This window comes from Paenibacillus sp. J22R3, assembly GCF_056269305.1.
Genome location: NZ_JBWDNS010000001.1, coordinates 639277 through 655554, shown reverse-complemented (window position 1 = coordinate 655554; position 16278 = coordinate 639277). Strand labels below are relative to the sequence as shown.

Annotated in this window: 17 protein-coding genes and 1 pseudogene; 7 read left to right on the top strand and 11 right to left on the bottom strand. The window is 46.6% G+C overall.

The genetic code is table 11. The features are described 5' to 3' along the window. Nucleotides 1–155: 155 nt before the first annotated feature. A complete protein-coding gene (locus tag AC0YN4_RS02970; RefSeq protein ID WP_475780972.1) occupies nucleotides 156–716 on the bottom strand; it encodes an NADPH-dependent FMN reductase in 561 nt (186 codons plus the stop codon). A gap of 216 nt (nucleotides 717–932) precedes the next feature. Between AC0YN4_RS02970 and AC0YN4_RS02965 the strand changes: the two genes are divergently transcribed. After that, complete coding sequence (locus tag AC0YN4_RS02965) at nucleotides 933–3395, top strand: DUF7948 domain-containing protein (RefSeq protein ID WP_475835089.1); 2463 nt, start codon at nucleotides 933–935, stop codon at nucleotides 3393–3395. 26 nt (nucleotides 3396–3421) lie between these two features. After that, a complete protein-coding gene (locus AC0YN4_RS02960; RefSeq protein ID WP_475780970.1) occupies nucleotides 3422–3796 on the top strand; it encodes a hypothetical protein in 375 nt (124 codons plus the stop codon). 81 nt (nucleotides 3797–3877) lie between these two features. On the opposite strand, the gene AC0YN4_RS02955 is transcribed toward AC0YN4_RS02960, so the two are convergent. Together AC0YN4_RS02955 and AC0YN4_RS02950 are read right to left on the bottom strand one after the other, a co-directional pair. Further along, nucleotides 3878–4078: a cold-shock protein gene (locus tag AC0YN4_RS02955; protein WP_475780969.1), complete on the bottom strand. Its 201-nt coding sequence runs from the start codon at nucleotides 4076–4078 to the stop codon at nucleotides 3878–3880. A gap of 140 nt (nucleotides 4079–4218) precedes the next feature. Then, nucleotides 4219–5103 (bottom strand): NAD(P)-dependent oxidoreductase, encoded by an 885-nt coding sequence (locus tag AC0YN4_RS02950; protein WP_475835088.1) that lies wholly within the window; start codon nucleotides 5101–5103, stop codon nucleotides 4219–4221. Between the two features lie 312 nt (nucleotides 5104–5415). Between AC0YN4_RS02950 and AC0YN4_RS02945 the strand changes: the two genes are divergently transcribed. Continuing rightward, complete coding sequence (locus tag AC0YN4_RS02945) at nucleotides 5416–5664, top strand: hypothetical protein (protein WP_475835087.1); 249 nt, start codon at nucleotides 5416–5418, stop codon at nucleotides 5662–5664. A 147-nt stretch (nucleotides 5665–5811) separates the two neighbouring features. Here AC0YN4_RS02945 and AC0YN4_RS02940 read toward each other — a convergent pair. From AC0YN4_RS02940 to AC0YN4_RS02915, 6 genes and pseudogenes are all read right to left on the bottom strand, one after another. Continuing rightward, nucleotides 5812–6216, bottom strand: a pseudogene (locus AC0YN4_RS02940) (alpha/beta fold hydrolase); the annotation flags it as partial. A gap of 193 nt (nucleotides 6217–6409) precedes the next feature. Next, on the bottom strand, nucleotides 6410–7234 hold the full coding sequence (locus AC0YN4_RS02935; RefSeq protein WP_475780966.1) for a P-loop NTPase family protein: 825 nt from the start codon (nucleotides 7232–7234) through the stop codon (nucleotides 6410–6412). Nucleotides 7235–7482: 248 nt separating this feature from the next. Continuing rightward, nucleotides 7483–8481 (bottom strand): type I glyceraldehyde-3-phosphate dehydrogenase, encoded by a 999-nt coding sequence (locus AC0YN4_RS02930; protein WP_475780965.1) that lies wholly within the window; start codon nucleotides 8479–8481, stop codon nucleotides 7483–7485. Between the two features lie 264 nt (nucleotides 8482–8745). Beyond that, nucleotides 8746–9147 carry a VOC family protein gene (locus AC0YN4_RS02925; RefSeq protein WP_475835086.1) on the bottom strand — a complete coding sequence of 134 codons (402 nt, stop codon included), beginning with the start codon at nucleotides 9145–9147 and terminating at the stop codon, nucleotides 8746–8748. A 26-nt stretch (nucleotides 9148–9173) separates the two neighbouring features. Next, on the bottom strand, nucleotides 9174–9335 hold the full coding sequence (locus tag AC0YN4_RS02920) for a hypothetical protein (protein WP_475835085.1): 162 nt from the start codon (nucleotides 9333–9335) through the stop codon (nucleotides 9174–9176). Next, nucleotides 9332–10099 carry a hypothetical protein gene (locus AC0YN4_RS02915; RefSeq protein ID WP_475835084.1) on the bottom strand — a complete coding sequence of 256 codons (768 nt, stop codon included), beginning with the start codon at nucleotides 10097–10099 and terminating at the stop codon, nucleotides 9332–9334. The genes AC0YN4_RS02920 and AC0YN4_RS02915 overlap by 4 nt, the downstream gene beginning before the upstream one ends. A gap of 340 nt (nucleotides 10100–10439) precedes the next feature. Here AC0YN4_RS02915 and AC0YN4_RS02910 point away from each other — a divergent pair, with 340 nt between their 5' ends. Beyond that, nucleotides 10440–11384, top strand: a complete 945-nt coding sequence (locus AC0YN4_RS02910) for a ribose-phosphate diphosphokinase (RefSeq protein ID WP_475780962.1) — start codon at nucleotides 10440–10442, stop codon at nucleotides 11382–11384. A 74-nt stretch (nucleotides 11385–11458) separates the two neighbouring features. Here AC0YN4_RS02910 and AC0YN4_RS02905 read toward each other — a convergent pair whose 3' ends face one another. After that, nucleotides 11459–12043, bottom strand: a complete 585-nt coding sequence (locus tag AC0YN4_RS02905; RefSeq protein ID WP_475835083.1) for a YdeI/OmpD-associated family protein — start codon at nucleotides 12041–12043, stop codon at nucleotides 11459–11461. A gap of 55 nt (nucleotides 12044–12098) precedes the next feature. Between AC0YN4_RS02905 and AC0YN4_RS02900 the strand changes: the two genes are divergently transcribed. From AC0YN4_RS02900 to AC0YN4_RS02890, 3 genes are all read left to right on the top strand, one after another. Then, a complete protein-coding gene (locus tag AC0YN4_RS02900; RefSeq protein WP_475835082.1) occupies nucleotides 12099–12935 on the top strand; it encodes a class I SAM-dependent methyltransferase in 837 nt (278 codons plus the stop codon). Nucleotides 12936–12962: 27 nt separating this feature from the next. After that, complete coding sequence (locus AC0YN4_RS02895) at nucleotides 12963–13895, top strand: hypothetical protein (protein WP_475835081.1); 933 nt, start codon at nucleotides 12963–12965, stop codon at nucleotides 13893–13895. Between the two features lie 160 nt (nucleotides 13896–14055). After that, nucleotides 14056–14289, top strand: a complete 234-nt coding sequence (locus tag AC0YN4_RS02890) for an NHLP leader peptide family RiPP precursor (protein WP_475780958.1) — start codon at nucleotides 14056–14058, stop codon at nucleotides 14287–14289. A gap of 49 nt (nucleotides 14290–14338) precedes the next feature. Here the strand turns inward: AC0YN4_RS02890 and AC0YN4_RS02885 are convergent, their stop codons facing one another. After that, a complete protein-coding gene (locus AC0YN4_RS02885) occupies nucleotides 14339–16210 on the bottom strand; it encodes an ATP-binding protein (RefSeq protein WP_475835080.1) in 1872 nt (623 codons plus the stop codon). Nucleotides 16211–16278: the final 68 nt, after the last annotated feature.

Genomic DNA, 16278 nt, shown 5'->3' with positions numbered 1-16278 from the left:
ACAAAAAAATGCCGCGATTACGCGGCATTTAATGAGATCATGTTCTTGTCATCCGACGGGAGTGATATCAAGTTCTTGTCTTTGAATTTTGATATGAACTGGCTGTCATAGAAATAATATGACCACCCGACAATAATCTACAATGTTAGTTTCACTTATTTTCTAAGTGGTTGTAATGCTCCAGACCAAGCAACCACCTGATCCAACATGTTGTCCACTGTCGCTACGTGATGCGGTGACGGTTTAAAAACGCTGTAATTCTCAAAATCATCACGAAGTGAAAGAGCCACTTGCGCACGAACATCTGCTATTTGCAGCTCTCCCATAATAAGCCGTAAATTTTCTACTGCTCGTGATCCCCCAAGACTGCCGTACCCGACGAAACCAGCAGCTTTATTGTTCCATTCTTGAAATAGAAAATCGATTGCATTTTTAAGGGCTCCCGATGTCGCATGGTTGTATTCAGGAGTTACAAATACATAGCCATCAAAAGAGGCTATTTTTTCAGACCAGGCTTTTGTATGTTGTTTTGAATACGGTTGCCCCATAGCCGGTGGAATCGGCTCATCGTACATAGGTAAGTTGAACTCGGCGATATCCACCAGTTCATACTCAGCGTCATTTCTTTTTTTAGCAATATCGTAAGTCCAACGAGCTACCGCCTCTCCGTTTCGACCGGGGCGCGTGCTTCCAATAATAATTCCAATTTTAATCATAAAAAAGCTCCTCCATTTACTAGTCAATTCTAAAATAAGATGCGCGATGATCATCCCAAATATTCTAAAAACACAAATTATTATTAGAGTGATGGTATTCCAGCCAACTTCCCCTTTAAATACACTGCGATAAGCAAACCTTTCATTGTAGCGAAACGTTTTTCTGAAACATACAATGCTAGTATTCTATGAATGGTAAGAATAGAGGTGATAGTAATGCCCTTAACGAAGCAGCAAAGCAATCTGCCAATGCAAGTTTACGGGAAGATTCCCCTATCGTTCGTTCCAAACAGGGGACAGTTCGCCGATAGCCGGATAGCTTATCAGTCGCAGATGCATGGCTGCCGCTTTGCGTTCGGTGCCGGTGCGGTTTGGATGACGTTGTGGAGACAGCAAGACAATGGCGCCGGTGAGCAGAGCAATGCGGAAGGCGTCACCCTCGCTTGGAATTTCCGAGGTGCGCAGTCAGCTATCATGCCTGAGGGACAGCAGCCAGGGCCGGGAACATTGAATCGACTCAGCGGAAATGACAGGGCAAGCAATCACTTAACTCTCCCGCTGTACAAGCGTGTTGTTTACCGAGAAGTATGGAAGGGCATCGACGTTATCTATTATGGACAAGGTCAGCAATTAAAGTATGACGTTCATCTTCGCCCTGGCTCACGCATCGAGGATGTTCGACTACACTGCGAAGGTGCAGATGAACTACGTCTCGACAACGAAGGCAATTTAATAATTGTAACCCCTTATGCCACGCTTATTGATCTGAAGCCAATCGCTTACCAAGTGCTGAACGGCAACACTCGGAGCATGGCATGCCGCTTCCTCCTTCACACCGAAATGGATGGAAGCTATACAATAGGCTTCCGGATGGAGGAAGATTACGACGCCTCGCTTCCGCTTGTTATCGACCCCATTCTTACTTTCTCATCTTTTCTCGGAGGCAGCGGCATAGACATTGCGTCGACCGATATGGCTCTAGATTCCTCACGATGCGTGTATGTTACGGGTTACACGTACTCGGTCAATTTCCCGGTAACTCCCGGAGCGTTCAGCACCTCCTTAACCGGTGGTCGAGATGTGTTTGTAACTAAGATCAACTCAGAAGGAACGGAGATCCTCTACTCGACCTATATCGGAGGAAGACGATCCGATAACATTGGCACGAGCATTGATGTCGACTCGTCCGGTCATGCCTATGTGACGGGCTACACGGCAACACTCAGGGACGATACATTGGACTTCCCCACCACGCCCGGTGCTTTCCAGACGGTAGCATTATCGACTTACTGTGCATTCGTGACAAAGCTCAATCCGACGGGGACAGCGCTCGTATACTCCACATACCTGGGAGGGAGCAACCCCTATACATTCGCAAACAGTATCGTTATTGATGAAGCCGGCAATGCCTATGTGACTGGAACGACAAAAGCGGCTGACTTTCCGATTACTCCAGGGGTGTATCAGCCTATTCTTGCAGGTTTCGCGAATGTATTTGTATCCAAGCTCAATCCTGCTGGCACGGCTCTCGTGTATTCAACTTTTCTTGGAGGGCAATATGATGACATCGGTACTGCAATCACGATTGATTCAGCCGGGAACACCTACTTGACCGGAAACACAACCTCCTTAAATTTTCCTGTTACTTCCGGCGCTTTCCAGTCCATGCATCTTGGATATATAAACGGATTTGTCGCCAAATTGAATGCGGACGGTTCGGAGCTCATCTATTCAACTTATTTGACCGGAACAGTAACAGATCTCCCGGAAGGCATCGCTATTGACGATGCGGGGAATGCCTATCTGACCGGGTTAACCTACTCGCCTGATTTCCCCGTTACGCCTGGAGCTTATAACACCCATTATGTCCCATCACCCATGGCGTTTATCACGAAAATGAATCCAAACGGCAGCTCGCTCGTCTATTCCACTTTCCTTGGCGGACTCACGAATGGAGGATCGAGTGCCGTCGACATCCTATTAGATGTCTCTGGCCAAGCAGTTGTTATCGGTACGACAACTTCCCCGGACTTTCCCGTTACCACGGATGCGATTCAACCCGAATTCGGTGGAAATAGTGATGCATTCATCACCATATTGAGCTCTGATGGGGCTTCTCTCATTTTCTCTACCTATCTCGGCAATTCCAAAAACGACGGCGGCGCAGGGATTGCGATGGATTCCGCTGGCAATCTCTATCTGTCAGGCGGAACGTTTGGGTCTGACTTTCCCGTTACACGTCAAGTGTTTCAGCCTGTTTCTGGCGGCGGCACCGATCTATTCATTGCGAAAATTCAATTCGCTGCCGCATTTACAACCGGTGTCCTGAACAATATCACTTCCGTTTCTCGTGCGGCATCCGCTGCCATGCTAATAATCAGTAACGATAGTCTGATTAACTGGGCAGCGATTCAGATTACTGCCTTCTTCTTAAGCGGAACTAGACGAGTTGCCTTCGCATCCGAATGGGTACCCGTTCCGCCTTTAAGCACCTTAACCCGAAGGTACGACGTCGGGACGTTTCAAAGCTTCGAAATCCAGTATGAACTAACAGGTCCGGGGAACGGCGATATGGTCATTAATGTCTTCCCGGTGGATGAGCACGGCAATCTTCAATCTGCCTTGCGGGTGTTACATGCAGAAGCGAAGCCGATCTTCATGCTCACTCAGGCGGACTGATAATTCTTGAGAAGGAGGTTATAGGTATGCCTACGTTTAGCAGCGGGCCAATCCTCAATACAGGGGGAAACCCGTCCAGTGATCTGCAAATTATGATTAGCAACGATGATCCGTCTGTAGTGGCGACGATAGAACTTGAGGTTTTCCTTGTCAGCTTGAGTGCGCTTCCGACGCCGAAATTCCCGGTCGTTCATCAGCTATTCTCGTTATTTCCGCTTGACGTTTCGACGAGAACCGTTGATATTAGAGGCGTTCTCGCATATGAAACGCAAGTGAGAGTGACAGGTTCGAACATTGTCATCAACCTATTCGCGACCGATGCAGCCGGTAACTTGAACGCAGCCCAGCGGTTGGTGCAAGCGGAGCAATCCATCATCACGGCGATTACGCCTGTAGATTAATCGCTGCTTGGGCTGCTCATACAAACTTAAATAAGCCTGCTCCTGACAAAGCGTCAGGAACAGGCATGGTTTTCTGTATTATTACGCTTTTACAACATTCTCCGCTTGAGGTCCTCGTTGACCTGGAACAACATTGAATTCTACACGTTGTCCTTCATCCAAAGACTTGAATCCTTCACTCTGAATCGCAGAGAAATGAACGAATACATCTTCGCCGTTTTCTCTTTGAATAAAGCCAAACCCTTTTTCAGCATTAAACCATTTGACAGTACCTGTTTCCAATTAAAATAACCTCCAAAGTTTTATCATCGCGCCTCCATTGAGGCCTATTCTAAGTATATCCAATATCCAACAAAAAATGACATCACTTCATGCTACACCGTAGCCTGTACGCCAGCAAAAGGAACAACAGCTTTGCAATGTTAAACCTCTCCTGCCAAAAGCTTGTACAATGCTTGAGTGCCGCTGTTCTCTTCTCCTTTGCTTGCAAGCTCTTCATATAATGATTTGGCTAATTCAAGCCCTGGTGTTAATAATCCCATTTCTTTGGCAGCATCAAGAGCAATCCCCATATCTTTGATGAAGTGTTTGACATAAAAACCGGGCTCAAAGTTTCCGTTGATCATTCGCGGTCCCAGATTACTTAATGACCAGCTCCCGGCTGCTCCGGTTTCTATGCTTTTCAATACGGTAGCAGGATCAAGTCCTGCTCTTTCAGCATATACAATCGCTTCACAGACTCCAATCATATTGGATGCTATTGCAATTTGGTTGCACATCTTTGTATGTTGTCCGGCGCCTGAATCGCCTTGTAATTGGATATTCTTGCCGATAATTTGAAAAATCGGAAGCAATGCTTCGAAAGCAGAAGCGTCTCCACCAACCATGATCGCTAATCTGGCTTCTCTTGCACCAATATCACCGCCGGAAACCGGTGCGTCAACTGCGTAAATTCCATTATTTTTCGATTCCATATAAATTCTTCTCGCCAATGATGGTGTAGATGTTGTCATATCTATTACATATGTGCCTGCTTTTGCATTAGATATGATTCCGTCTTGTCCAAAATAGATTTCTTCCACATCTTTAGGATATCCCACCATAGTAATAACAACATTTGCTTGGGAAGCTACCTCCGCTACAGTATCCTTCCAAACTGCGCCCTGAGTGACCAGTTCATCTGACCGACCTTTTGTCCGATTATAAACGATTACAGGATATCCTGCCTTCAACAAATGACTGGCCATGCTTTTACCCATTACGCCAGTACCAATAAAACCAATTACAGTATTATCTTTTTTAAGCATCAAAAGTGCGCTCCTTTAAATTAGAGAATATTAAAACTTCCCTTAGTTTTCTTTATTTTATCATTTCTGTCTATTCAACTAAACTGCCCATTCTTATAGCTTCATAATAATAACTCGCGTACTCGTTAAAGGGGACATTGGGGATGCGGTTTTGCGTATGAAGCGTGACCGAATTAACTGCATAATTCTACCGCTTATTGTCGAGACTATGAAAGAGATGCGTTAAGATGGGATTAAGCAAGACCCTACCTCGATCCAAGACTCGACAGGTAGGGTACGCCATTACCTTTGGAAAAGAGGATAAAGCTAATCATGGAAAAAGAGAAACCGTTATTCACTGCTAAGCAAGAATTAAAGACAGACCAAGATTTCGAATTAGCAATAATGCATAAAGAACCAATTGAAGCCTACCAGGATCGAATGCGGATGAGACCTATTTCGACAATTAAATCTTTCAATGAGCACTCCGTACGTATTGTCGATGGAACAACCATCGTCCGTGGCTCAAGTAGATTTTTCACATTAAGTGAAGAGGACAGATTGAAATTCTTTAAAAGTTAATAATACCGTAGAAAAGGAGGTGCATTTCACCTCCTTTTCAGCTTTCGTAACGTTGTCATTTGGTTCTAACAAGAACTTGATACCATAGAAAAAAAGCCGCGATTTTCGCGGCCCTTAATGAGATAAAGTTCTTGTCACCCGACATTGTTAGTTAGCTGGTATAAATTCTTTGATTTTCTGTGCAAGTACTTCAGGCGCAAAATCTTGAAGATAATGTCCGTAATCGTTCATTAATACATACTTGCTATTAGCAATTTTTGAAAGGTAAGATATTTGGAACCCCTGCGATGCTTTCGGCAAATTGGGGTCGAAGTAAGCATTTACAGTACCCACATCTATTCCTACAATAGCAGAAACTTCTTTTGGATATTTTTGAGCCCAATAAACGGACTCCAATCCCGAAATAGAATGAGGAACTAAGACATAGGAAGGTTTCAATCCGGCTGATAATAACGCTCGTCTATCCTCTTCCAATACGGTATCAAGATCTCTTGGAACCTTTGCAACATCACTGTAACCATACCCTATTCTTTCTGGAACTGCGATTTTATATTTATCACTTAAACGAGAATATAAACTTTTTTAAATCTAATATTGGCGAGGCTGTTCCACCTCCTGCCAGAAATACCAAGGTGGTATTTCCCTGACCTTCTGTATAGATACTTGTTAGGTTCATCATAGCAAGCTCCAAAGAGAATTAAACCCGTCATTGGCCTCGTACTCCTCTAGACAAAAGTCTGGGGCGCTAGAAGTTTGTACCTATTGCCCCTACCATTTTACTAAAAACAGCTTCCCAGTCTCTGTCTTCATTTTCAATTAAATAGGTTGCAAATGGCAACAAATCAAGAAGCCGTAATTCAATCCGCTTGCGGTTCTCCATAAAACTAATATTCTGTTCGGTGGCGTAGTGATGCTTTGAACGTATGGAGGAAATCCAAACCTGTTGCTCTCTTACACTCGGTTGAGCTAAATATATTAACACAGGATTTAACTCATTAATCTGATCTGCAATACCCTTGATATGCTGCTCGATTTGATAATCATCAACTTGATAGTGGTGTAGCAAATCATGAATCTGATGCTGAAAGTACACAGCTTCAAGCACATAAACCTCGTCTGAAGTGCTGGCTAGTTTAGTGAATCGTGACCATTGCCCCTGCACTAAATTTGTAAACTCTGACATCGTAGCTACCGGAGAAGTCGTCCTGCATAGCTCGCGAGACTTTAGCTCACTATTTAGTGCTTCCAGATCGGTAAATGACGCCATATCACGATACGGGACCAGATAGTTACTTCCTTCATTTATGACCCGCGAATTGATTTCGTTAGCTGCGTTGGGGTATCGCTCCACAAATTCCTGATATTCCGCTTTTCGGAAGAAAGCGTGCCAATTCAAGCTCGTCGGATGCGACATAGCTCCTTCATCGTAAAAGCGGGATGATATTTCATTCTTTTCAAGGTAACCTTGCAATCGTGCTGCTAACGTTGATTTTCCTGTACCACATAATCCTTCAACTAAGATCAACTTGCATTTCCTGTGCATGTAATTCTCTCCTAGTTCGTATTTCATCTGTTAAGCATCGTATTTATCTATGTTTAGCATAGAATTCGACTGCATTATTCAACAATCCTGTTTGTTAGAATTGCAACTTTTCTGGCCAGAAGTTGTAACAATAATGGAGCAGCTGCCGCTGGCAGACTGCTCCATTTTCATGGTCTTCCCCTCGACCTCCCTCAAACCGACACCAAAAACCCCGACAGCCACTAAGGTGCCATGGTTTCCCGCGACACCGGATACGAATACCAAAGCAGGTTACGTTATTTATTCGCCAAGAAGGCCGCAACCTCCGCAAGACGCGTTGCGAATCCCCATTCATTGTCGTACCATGTCGCAACGGACAAGAGCTCCCCTTCCACGTGCGTGAGCGGTAGATCAATGATCGACGTATGCGAATCACCAACAATTCGCGACGATGCCCATTCTCCTTCAAGTACATCCATAACGCCTTTCAGGTCGCCTTCACTTGAGGCGCGACGGAACATATCATTCACTTCCTGCACCGTGCACGGCTTCTCCGTAATCAGGTTTAGTTCGGCGATGCTACCTGTGCGAGTAGGTATTCGGTATGCTTTGCCGGTAATCTGCAGCTCTGGCCAGATGAACTTCAGCGCTTTGGCCGCACCGGACGAAGACGGGATGATGTTCTCGGCAGCTGCCCAGGAGTCCCGACGGTCACGCATCGGCTGATCCGTCAATGATTGAGTGTTCGTATAGGAATGAACCGTAGAGAACAGACCGAATTTAATCCCATAGTTTTCTTTGACCAGCTTAATGACGGCGGCCAAAGCGTTAGTCGTACAACTAGCTACGCTGATGATTCGGTGTTTGTCAGGATCGAAACTGTCGAGATTAATGCCTTTCAGCAATACGGCGTCGCAATCGTCGAGTGTTTTGCTTGGCCCGCTGATCAGAACACGCTTCGCTCCACGGTCAAGATGTACCTGTGCGACGGAACGAACAACTGCACGGCCAGTGCAATCGACGACCAAATCCACACCGAGCGCCTTCCAATCTGGTACTTCCTGCATTGCATTAATATACATAATCTCTCGCCCGCCGATGATCATCGCACCCTCTTTGGCGGATACGTCCTCATGCCAACGCTTATAGTTTGAATCCACTTCGAACAGCGCAGCAAGCGTGCCTTCGTCCTTGATATCTGATATAGAAAGTGGAACGAATAGCTTATCCTGAAGCGCCACGCGTAACATTATTCTGCCGATGCGTCCAAATCCGAAAATTGCAATTTTGCCCATCACTCAACCTCCATTGCATGGTATTGTCAACGAGAATAGTGTACACATATTTAGCCGACCTAAGTCAGCAGTTAGCAAGGTGAAATATTCACTAGTCTTTGGTGTACTAATGATTTGTTTCAACTTGAATTTCAAATCAGCACTTTCGTTATCGCTTTGGAACTGATTAAGCATTTCGGCACTCGAACTAGCGGAACAGGTTTGACCAGCTGCCGCATTTCGTGATTGAACCATAGTGCTCGTTAGTTTAAACGCCAGAGTTTATCACGAAATAAGTTCTTTATTTACAACGCCTCCACCAACGGTAATTTGATAGCCGTTGAGATCACGGAATGTAAACTCGCTCCAATGATTAGTGTAATTCGGATCTCTTATGATGGTTATATTTTTATCCATAACTTCTTGAGCTATCAAATCAACGGCATTCGTATAACAATAGACATCAAAATATTGTTCCTCGTATCTGGAACTGATTGGGTTCACTTCGTCTTCATGTTTAGCTTCAATAAGAATGAGAGTCAGTTTTCCTCTCGAAACATGGTGGTGATGTACCTGATCACCGATCACTTCATAGTTGAAGCCTAAATCGGAATAAAACTGAACTGTTCGCTCCAAATTTTTGACTAACAAGACGAAAGAGGAACCATTAATGATAATCTCCGTCATAGTGAACACTCCCCCATATCGTTTTTTTAGGCTTCGTCTTTCCCTCTCATGCCCCCAAGAATAATGCTGTACCCATCCGGGTCCACAATTCGCGCGTTGATAGAGTCCCATTCATCTCCGTGAAATTCAATCGGTTCCGTTCCGATTGTACCGCCATTGGCTCTCACTTCTTCAACGATAAGCCTCACATCATTCCAAGGTACATGTACAAAAGTATCCCACGGTTGATCAGGGCCTTCCACAAACCTTCAACGCCTCTAACTTTCACGGACATCGCATTCGGATGCACATCTTGTGGGGATACAGCCTGCTGTAAGATCACTTCCATTACAGGATACGGCACGTCTGGATCTCCCCGTCTGGCGTACCCGGAGTCATTAACCTCGTCGCATCCCAACACGTTCTTGTACCAGTCCAGAGACCTCTTCAAATCGGAAACAAGGCGTACTTGTATCGTCTTAATAAACTTATCTTCTGGCTGGTGCGAAGTCGGTTCGTCCGTCTTCGACCGGTTGGCGCTCAAAACGATGTTATATCCGTCATAATCAGTAATATGCGCTTTCTTATGAAGCCGGCTTTCGTGCGCGTATTCATAAGGTTCTACGTTAACTTTGCCACCTCTGCTGCGTACTTCCTCGACTATGTAAGCCAAGTTATCCCATGCGACCTCAACCAAGGAATCACAGCCATACTCCGAGCTTGCAGCTTCTGCCGGTTCATCCATGTGCTTCTGTGCGACTGCGTTCGGGCGAATATGGTCCGGCGATGCGGCAGTGATGACAATAAGCCCCATGCCTCCCCCGTCTCCCCGAGTTGCATGTCCATAGCCGCTGATGTCGTGACATTGCAGCACATTGCGATACCATTCCTGAGACTTTCTAACATCGGATACTAGACGTACAGGGAATGTTAATCCAAATTCGCCTCTTCGGATCGATTCGTCTGAAGTCAAAATGACAGCTCCTTTTTATACTCTGTTTTATAGTTCACTCTAATAGACTTAGTATAGGGAACGCTTGTTCTATTGTAAAGTATTTCCTTCTAGTAATCTGCCTGTTCGAGCCGCCTTCCTAGAGAATCGTAATATGATCGTTATCGGCATCAGCTTGCCTGACTCCCGAGTAGGCCATTAATTTTGAATTTAACAACGGGAAAAGATATAATGGGATTAAATGTAATGTTACAAGAACATAAAAGACTAAGCTTACGATGCGAAAATTGCATAGCAATTCTTTAGTTAGTGCTTACTATGCAGGACTTAAGTAGCAATTCTTTTAGGAGGAGTCAAGCGGATGCAAAATGTAAAAATATTTTCCGGTTCATCGAACCGCCCGCTCGCGGAAGAGCTATGCCGGCAGCTTGATGTTACGCTTGGAGAAATTGAGATTTCCAGGCAGCCAAGCGGAGAAATCAGCTTACGTTATATCGAATCGATTCGTTCTGCTCATGTCTATATCGTTCAATCTTTGTCTCACCCCGTCAATGAGCATTTAGTCGAACTCATGATTATGATTGATGCAGCAAAACGGGCTTCAGCCAAAACGATTAATATCGTTATGCCGTATTACGGCTATGCTCGTCAGGAACGGAAGGCAGCCCCGCGCGAACCAATTTCCGCGAAGCTCGTAGCCGATGTGCTGACGACTGTAGGCGCTGACCGCATTATTACGGTAGATCTTCATGCCGATCCGATTCAAGGCTTCTTTGATATCCCTGTTGATCATATTACCGCTTTGGACCTCATCACGGATTATTTGAAGGCAAAGAACATTAAGAATCCGGTAGTTGTCTCACCTGACGCTGGTCGGGCAACAACCGCTGAGAAGCTCGCCAACTATCTGGACTGTCCGTTTGCCATTATGATTAAGAACCGCCCTGCTCACAATAAGACGAAAATCACTCATATTATCGGTGAAGTCGAGGGCATGACTCCGATTATTATTGAGGATTTAATCGATACAGGCGGTACGATCGTGAATGTTGTTGAGGCGTTGCATAAAAGGGGCGCGAATGACGCCTATATTTGCGCAACACATGGGTTGTTTTCGGAAAATGCGCTTGAGAAGCTGTCGCATCCCTACATTAAAGAGGTCGTTATTACGGATACCATCGCAATTGATCCGAATCGTTCGGATAAGTTCGTTGTTCTTCCAATGGCGGAGCTTCTCGCGACTGCGCTCAAAATTATTAATAACGGCGGATCGATAAATACGCTATTTAAGACGAAGCAAATGTAAGGACTAGCGAGAGTGAGGGGCAAAAAGTAAGCAAGCGGCAACTAAATGCCACTTGCTTTTTTTGCTTGTGCTGATTAGGGATATATTTTTTCGCCTTTTTCAAGCATCGCTACAAACTGTTGAATTCGTTTCGCCCGAGTCTCTTGCTTCTTGGCATTATGGATTCTGAACAGGATTGCATATTTATTTTGGCTATTCAACGTATCATAAAATGCCTTCGCTTTGACATTACGCTCAAGTTCAAGTGCGAGATCTTCAGGAATAGAAGCGATACTTTGCGATTCGTAGGCCTTTTCCCATTGGCCATTCTTTTTGGCATCTTCAATCGCTTTAAACCCTGAGGGCTTTATTCTACCTTTTGTAATGAGGAGCTCTGCTTTGTCTTTATTTACTTTCGACCAGATGCTCTTTGCTCTACGCGGAGTAAATCGTTGAAGCCACATTTTTTCATCAAACTTTTCCTTTTGGCTGTCAACCCATCCGTAACACAATGCACTCTCAAGTGCTTCATCGTAGGATACGGTAACCACACCGGAATTTTTTTTCGAGATTTGCAACCGGATTCCCTGTGAAGTATCATGATTGTTCTCAAGCCAATTCTCGAGAGATTGCTGTTCGCCAAAAAACATAACCGGTAATTCATTGGACGTATTGATCACTTGAATCGCCTCCTACTTGTAGTGTAGCTCATATAGTTGACAGATACAGTCGCTAATGTCGTTTTGTTTCCAATTATTCGGTATAATTAATCTAGTCAATTATATTGCCGATAAGGAGCTGTTAACGCTGGGCGTCGACGATTCAACCAATTTGTTCAACGATATGCTTTCGCTGACCGTGCAGCTCTTCTATGAGCGCGAGCGTTCACTGGTCCTGCATGAGCCGTTTCAAACCGCAACGTCCGTTCTCGATATCGGCTGTGGAAACGGTGCCTATTTGGAGGCCGTCAAACAGGACTACCCGCATTTGAGATGCACCGGTCTTGAGAAGGACGAACGTATTTACCGCTTTGCGGAGGCAAGAAACGCGCCGGGCCTGGAATTTATTCACGCCGATTATCGGGAGCGGACGCTATGGGCCGAGCCGTTCGATGTCATCATCGTTAGGCTGGTCGCCCTGCATCTCCCGGACTTCGGGCATTTTCTGACTTGGCTGCGAACCGTCACCCATGCCGATTCCTTGATCATCGTCATCGATTTGGACGACGACGCAACCGGTCCCTTGCCCGCCGACTGCCTGCCTCGATTCGAAACGTTATTCCGGGCTTCGCGCAAGCCGCTGCTGGATCGCTTCCCGAAGCCGGTCGGCGATCGGCTGGCCGAATTAACGTCAGCTCTCGGCGGCTTCCGAACGCAGCTGCAGTCTTATCGCATCCTGGCTGAAGACGGCGAAACGAAGCGGCTGATGCACCGCTACATGGAAACTGTGACCCGGATCATGCAAAGCGCTCATCTGTCCGATGAGCGGAAGCAGGAATTGGACCATTGGCTTAGCGAGGAGTCCTTTTCCTATCAGGCTGGTATGTTCGCCTTATCGTTTCAACGCATTTGATTACCTATCCGGGAGGACCAAGAAACGATGACATGGAGATCCGATTACGAACATGAACTTGCCCATGTGTTCCGGGAAGCGGAACGACTGATCGATGCCTATCCGTCACCGCTAAACGACAAAGGGCGCGATTATTTGCAAGCCTTCAACCCACTGAATCCTTCGGGCACGAAGAACCATATCTGCTACTTGCTTCCGTTTTGGATGCAGCCCATTACGGAGTTGGATTCACAGCGCTATCGCGATTTGTCGCTCGCTAACGTTTTCGTCATGCTATATTTTTTCATTCAGGACGATCTCATGGATACCGCCCCGTCCGATTGGAAAGAACAGCTGGCCCTCGGCAATATGTTCCATCTAAGCATGCTGGACCTGTACCGCATGTTGTTCGAAAGCAGCTCCCCTTTTTGGAACTATTATCGCGCTTACGTGACGGACTGGTCCATGGCGGTTGCCTATGAAAGTCCTTCCGTCAGCCTATCTCCGGCCAAGCTCGCGCAAAAAGCAGCGCCCGTCAAATTGGCGAGCATCGGAGCCCTGCTTCTCGCCGGTCGTCGCGAGCTTGAGCCCGCCGTTTCCGAGGCGGTCGATCTTGTATTGGCTACGCTGCAGATGTCTGACGATTGGGCCGATTGGGAAGAAGACTTCGACTTGCATAACGCCAACAGCCTGATCAGCATGATTGCCTCCGAGAAATCGGTGTCCCATTCCCAGATTACGAGAACTGATATCAAGAACGCCATCTACATCGACGGCGCCTTAAGCCGTTACTCGCAGCTTACGCAAGCGAATAGCGAGGCTTTTGCAAGGCTGGCGCTTTCGCTCCCTCATTTGGCCTCGTTCCAATCTCATTTGGCTGACATGCTGGCGGTGGCGGGCGAGCATTTGAGCCAAACGAAGAAACAGCTGCTTGGCGGCGGATTTACGTACTGGCTTTCACAAAATAAACTTGGGTATTAAGAAAGACATAAGTTAGAAACGACAAAGGGGATCTCCTGAGGAGGGGTTTCCTTTTTTTGTGCAATAATTGTCGCATTCTAGCGATTCATAGTAGAATTGTCCCACTAATAGTGATAGTATTTACATGGTAGTATATTCCTATTTAAAGAGGTGCAGCCAGATGTCTGAACAAGAATTGCAGCAACAGATCATCGAGAAAGCCTGGTCCGACGAGTCTTTCAAAGCCAAATTGCTGGCGGACCCCAAAGCAGCGTTGAAAGAAGCCTTCAATCTGAATTTGCCTGAAGACGTGGAACTGGTCGTCATCGAAGAAACGCCTTCCAAGCTCGCGTTCGTCCTCCCTCAAAACCCGGCTGACGTCGCAAAAACGGACAGCCAACTCAGTACTTGGTAAAACTCAACGTTTGCTACAGTTCAATATTTCCTACAAAAAAACGCGAAGGTCATATAGAGACCTTCGCGTTTGCTTCTACATAGCGCGCGGCCGGGAAACGAATCATCGCTTCGGTGCCAACGCCTTTCTGACTTTTGAATTTGATTGTCCCCTGCATGACCTCGATGATCCTGAACGTCACCATGAGCCCAAGACCAGTCCCTTTAGTTTTGTTGGTGAAATATGGTTCCCCCAGCCTTTCGAGTATGCGCTCATCCATCCCGGCGCCGCTGTCCGCAATATGAATGACGACCTGTTCGCTCTCCTCGTATGCCCAAATCTTCACGACGCCGGAGCCTTCCAGAGCTTCGATGCTATTCTTAATGATATTAATCAATGCCTGCTTCAGCTTCGAGGAATTGCCCATGATCCGCAGCGATCGGGGCACGCTCATCTCCAAGTGGCCGCCCTGAAGGTTGGCCAGCGGGACGATAATGCCTTCCACGTGCTTGAATTCGTCTGCCAAATCCAATTCGTCCACTTGTTCCAGCTCCGGCTTCGCGAAGGTAAGGAAATCGGTAATGATCGTCGAAGCCCGGTCAAGCTCGTCAATGGCAAGCTTGTAATAGCTCTCGGTATTCGACGCGATATCGTGGCGTCTCTCGAGTAATTGCAGCAGGCCGCGCGTGACCTGAAGCGGGTTGCGGACCTCGTGCGCTACGGAAGCCGCCAGTTGGCTGATAATCTCCATTTTCTCCGATCGCTGCATCTCGGAGTTGTAAATTTCCAAGTCCCGCGAGTAGGTAATGATTAATTTATGCTGGTAGGAGATTCGGCGCCCGAGCAGCACGATGAGCGATAGCACGAAGGCGACCAGCCCCCATTTCCACCACGACAGGTCGTACGTCTTGGAAGATGCGTAGAATTTCAACAATTCCGCCACGCTGATCACTGCAAAGACAGCCAATCCGATAGAGAGGATAATCGAATCGATATTGCGATTCCACAGCTGCCTGACCAGAATGATGAGGATCAGGATAAATTGGGCCAGCATGATAATGCCGATACACGTAACAGATACGAAAAAGTAATATTGCTGTAATGCGTAGCCAGATGCCCAGTTGACAGTCAGCATAATGATTCCAAAGATGGAATAGCCGATCTGGAACCGGCGGAAATGCTTGACGATGCCGCGATAGCCGCTTCCGAACAACTGCTCGAAGAACATCATTAAAGACGGCAAGAACAGGTACAAGGAAAGATCGAACATGCCTTGATAAAGGAAACCGTACTCTCCGTAGAAGGTATACAAGAACGGCGAGTATCCGATCAATATCCCGCCTATCGGGAGAATGATAAAGCATAGCGCGAGCCAGCTCTTCAATTGATTCCGGTCGAGAAAAACCGAGCATACGAGCATTACGAAGGCGACGAAGACAAAGGCGCTGCCCAAGATGATGTCGAGCAAATCGAATTTCGCGTACAAACGCATGAGATCCTGGTAATCCGAGATGTTAATTCCGGGTCCGAGACCCAATCTGTCCGTTTGGCTTTCCAGATGCAGAACCAGCTCTTGACCGGAGTCGTGATTCTCGAGCGGAATCAAAACGCGGTTCAGATCGAACCAATACTTGCGTTCCGAATGAAAGACCTCTTCCCCGCCCAGAAAGGCGGTGATGTTCTGCGCATAAATCGAACGAAAGAACACCCCCTGGTTCATTCCGATGACGGGAAGCTTGATCCGGATCCACGCGGACACCGCAGATTCCGGTTTGGATACTGCCGGCTCCGAAGCCCGTATGTCCTGCCACCCATCGGCTTTCAGCGCCTGATCGGGCGCCGCAAGCCGATCTGCTTCCGTCTCCCATTTGATCTGCCACGATGAAATCGCAGAATCGGCCGAAGCCGGTGATGCTCCCGCGAGATTCGGTACGATCGGCAAGATACTCGCTATGATCAAAAAAATTCGGATGAATATGTTTAGTCTCATTCCTGCCGACACCTCAATTC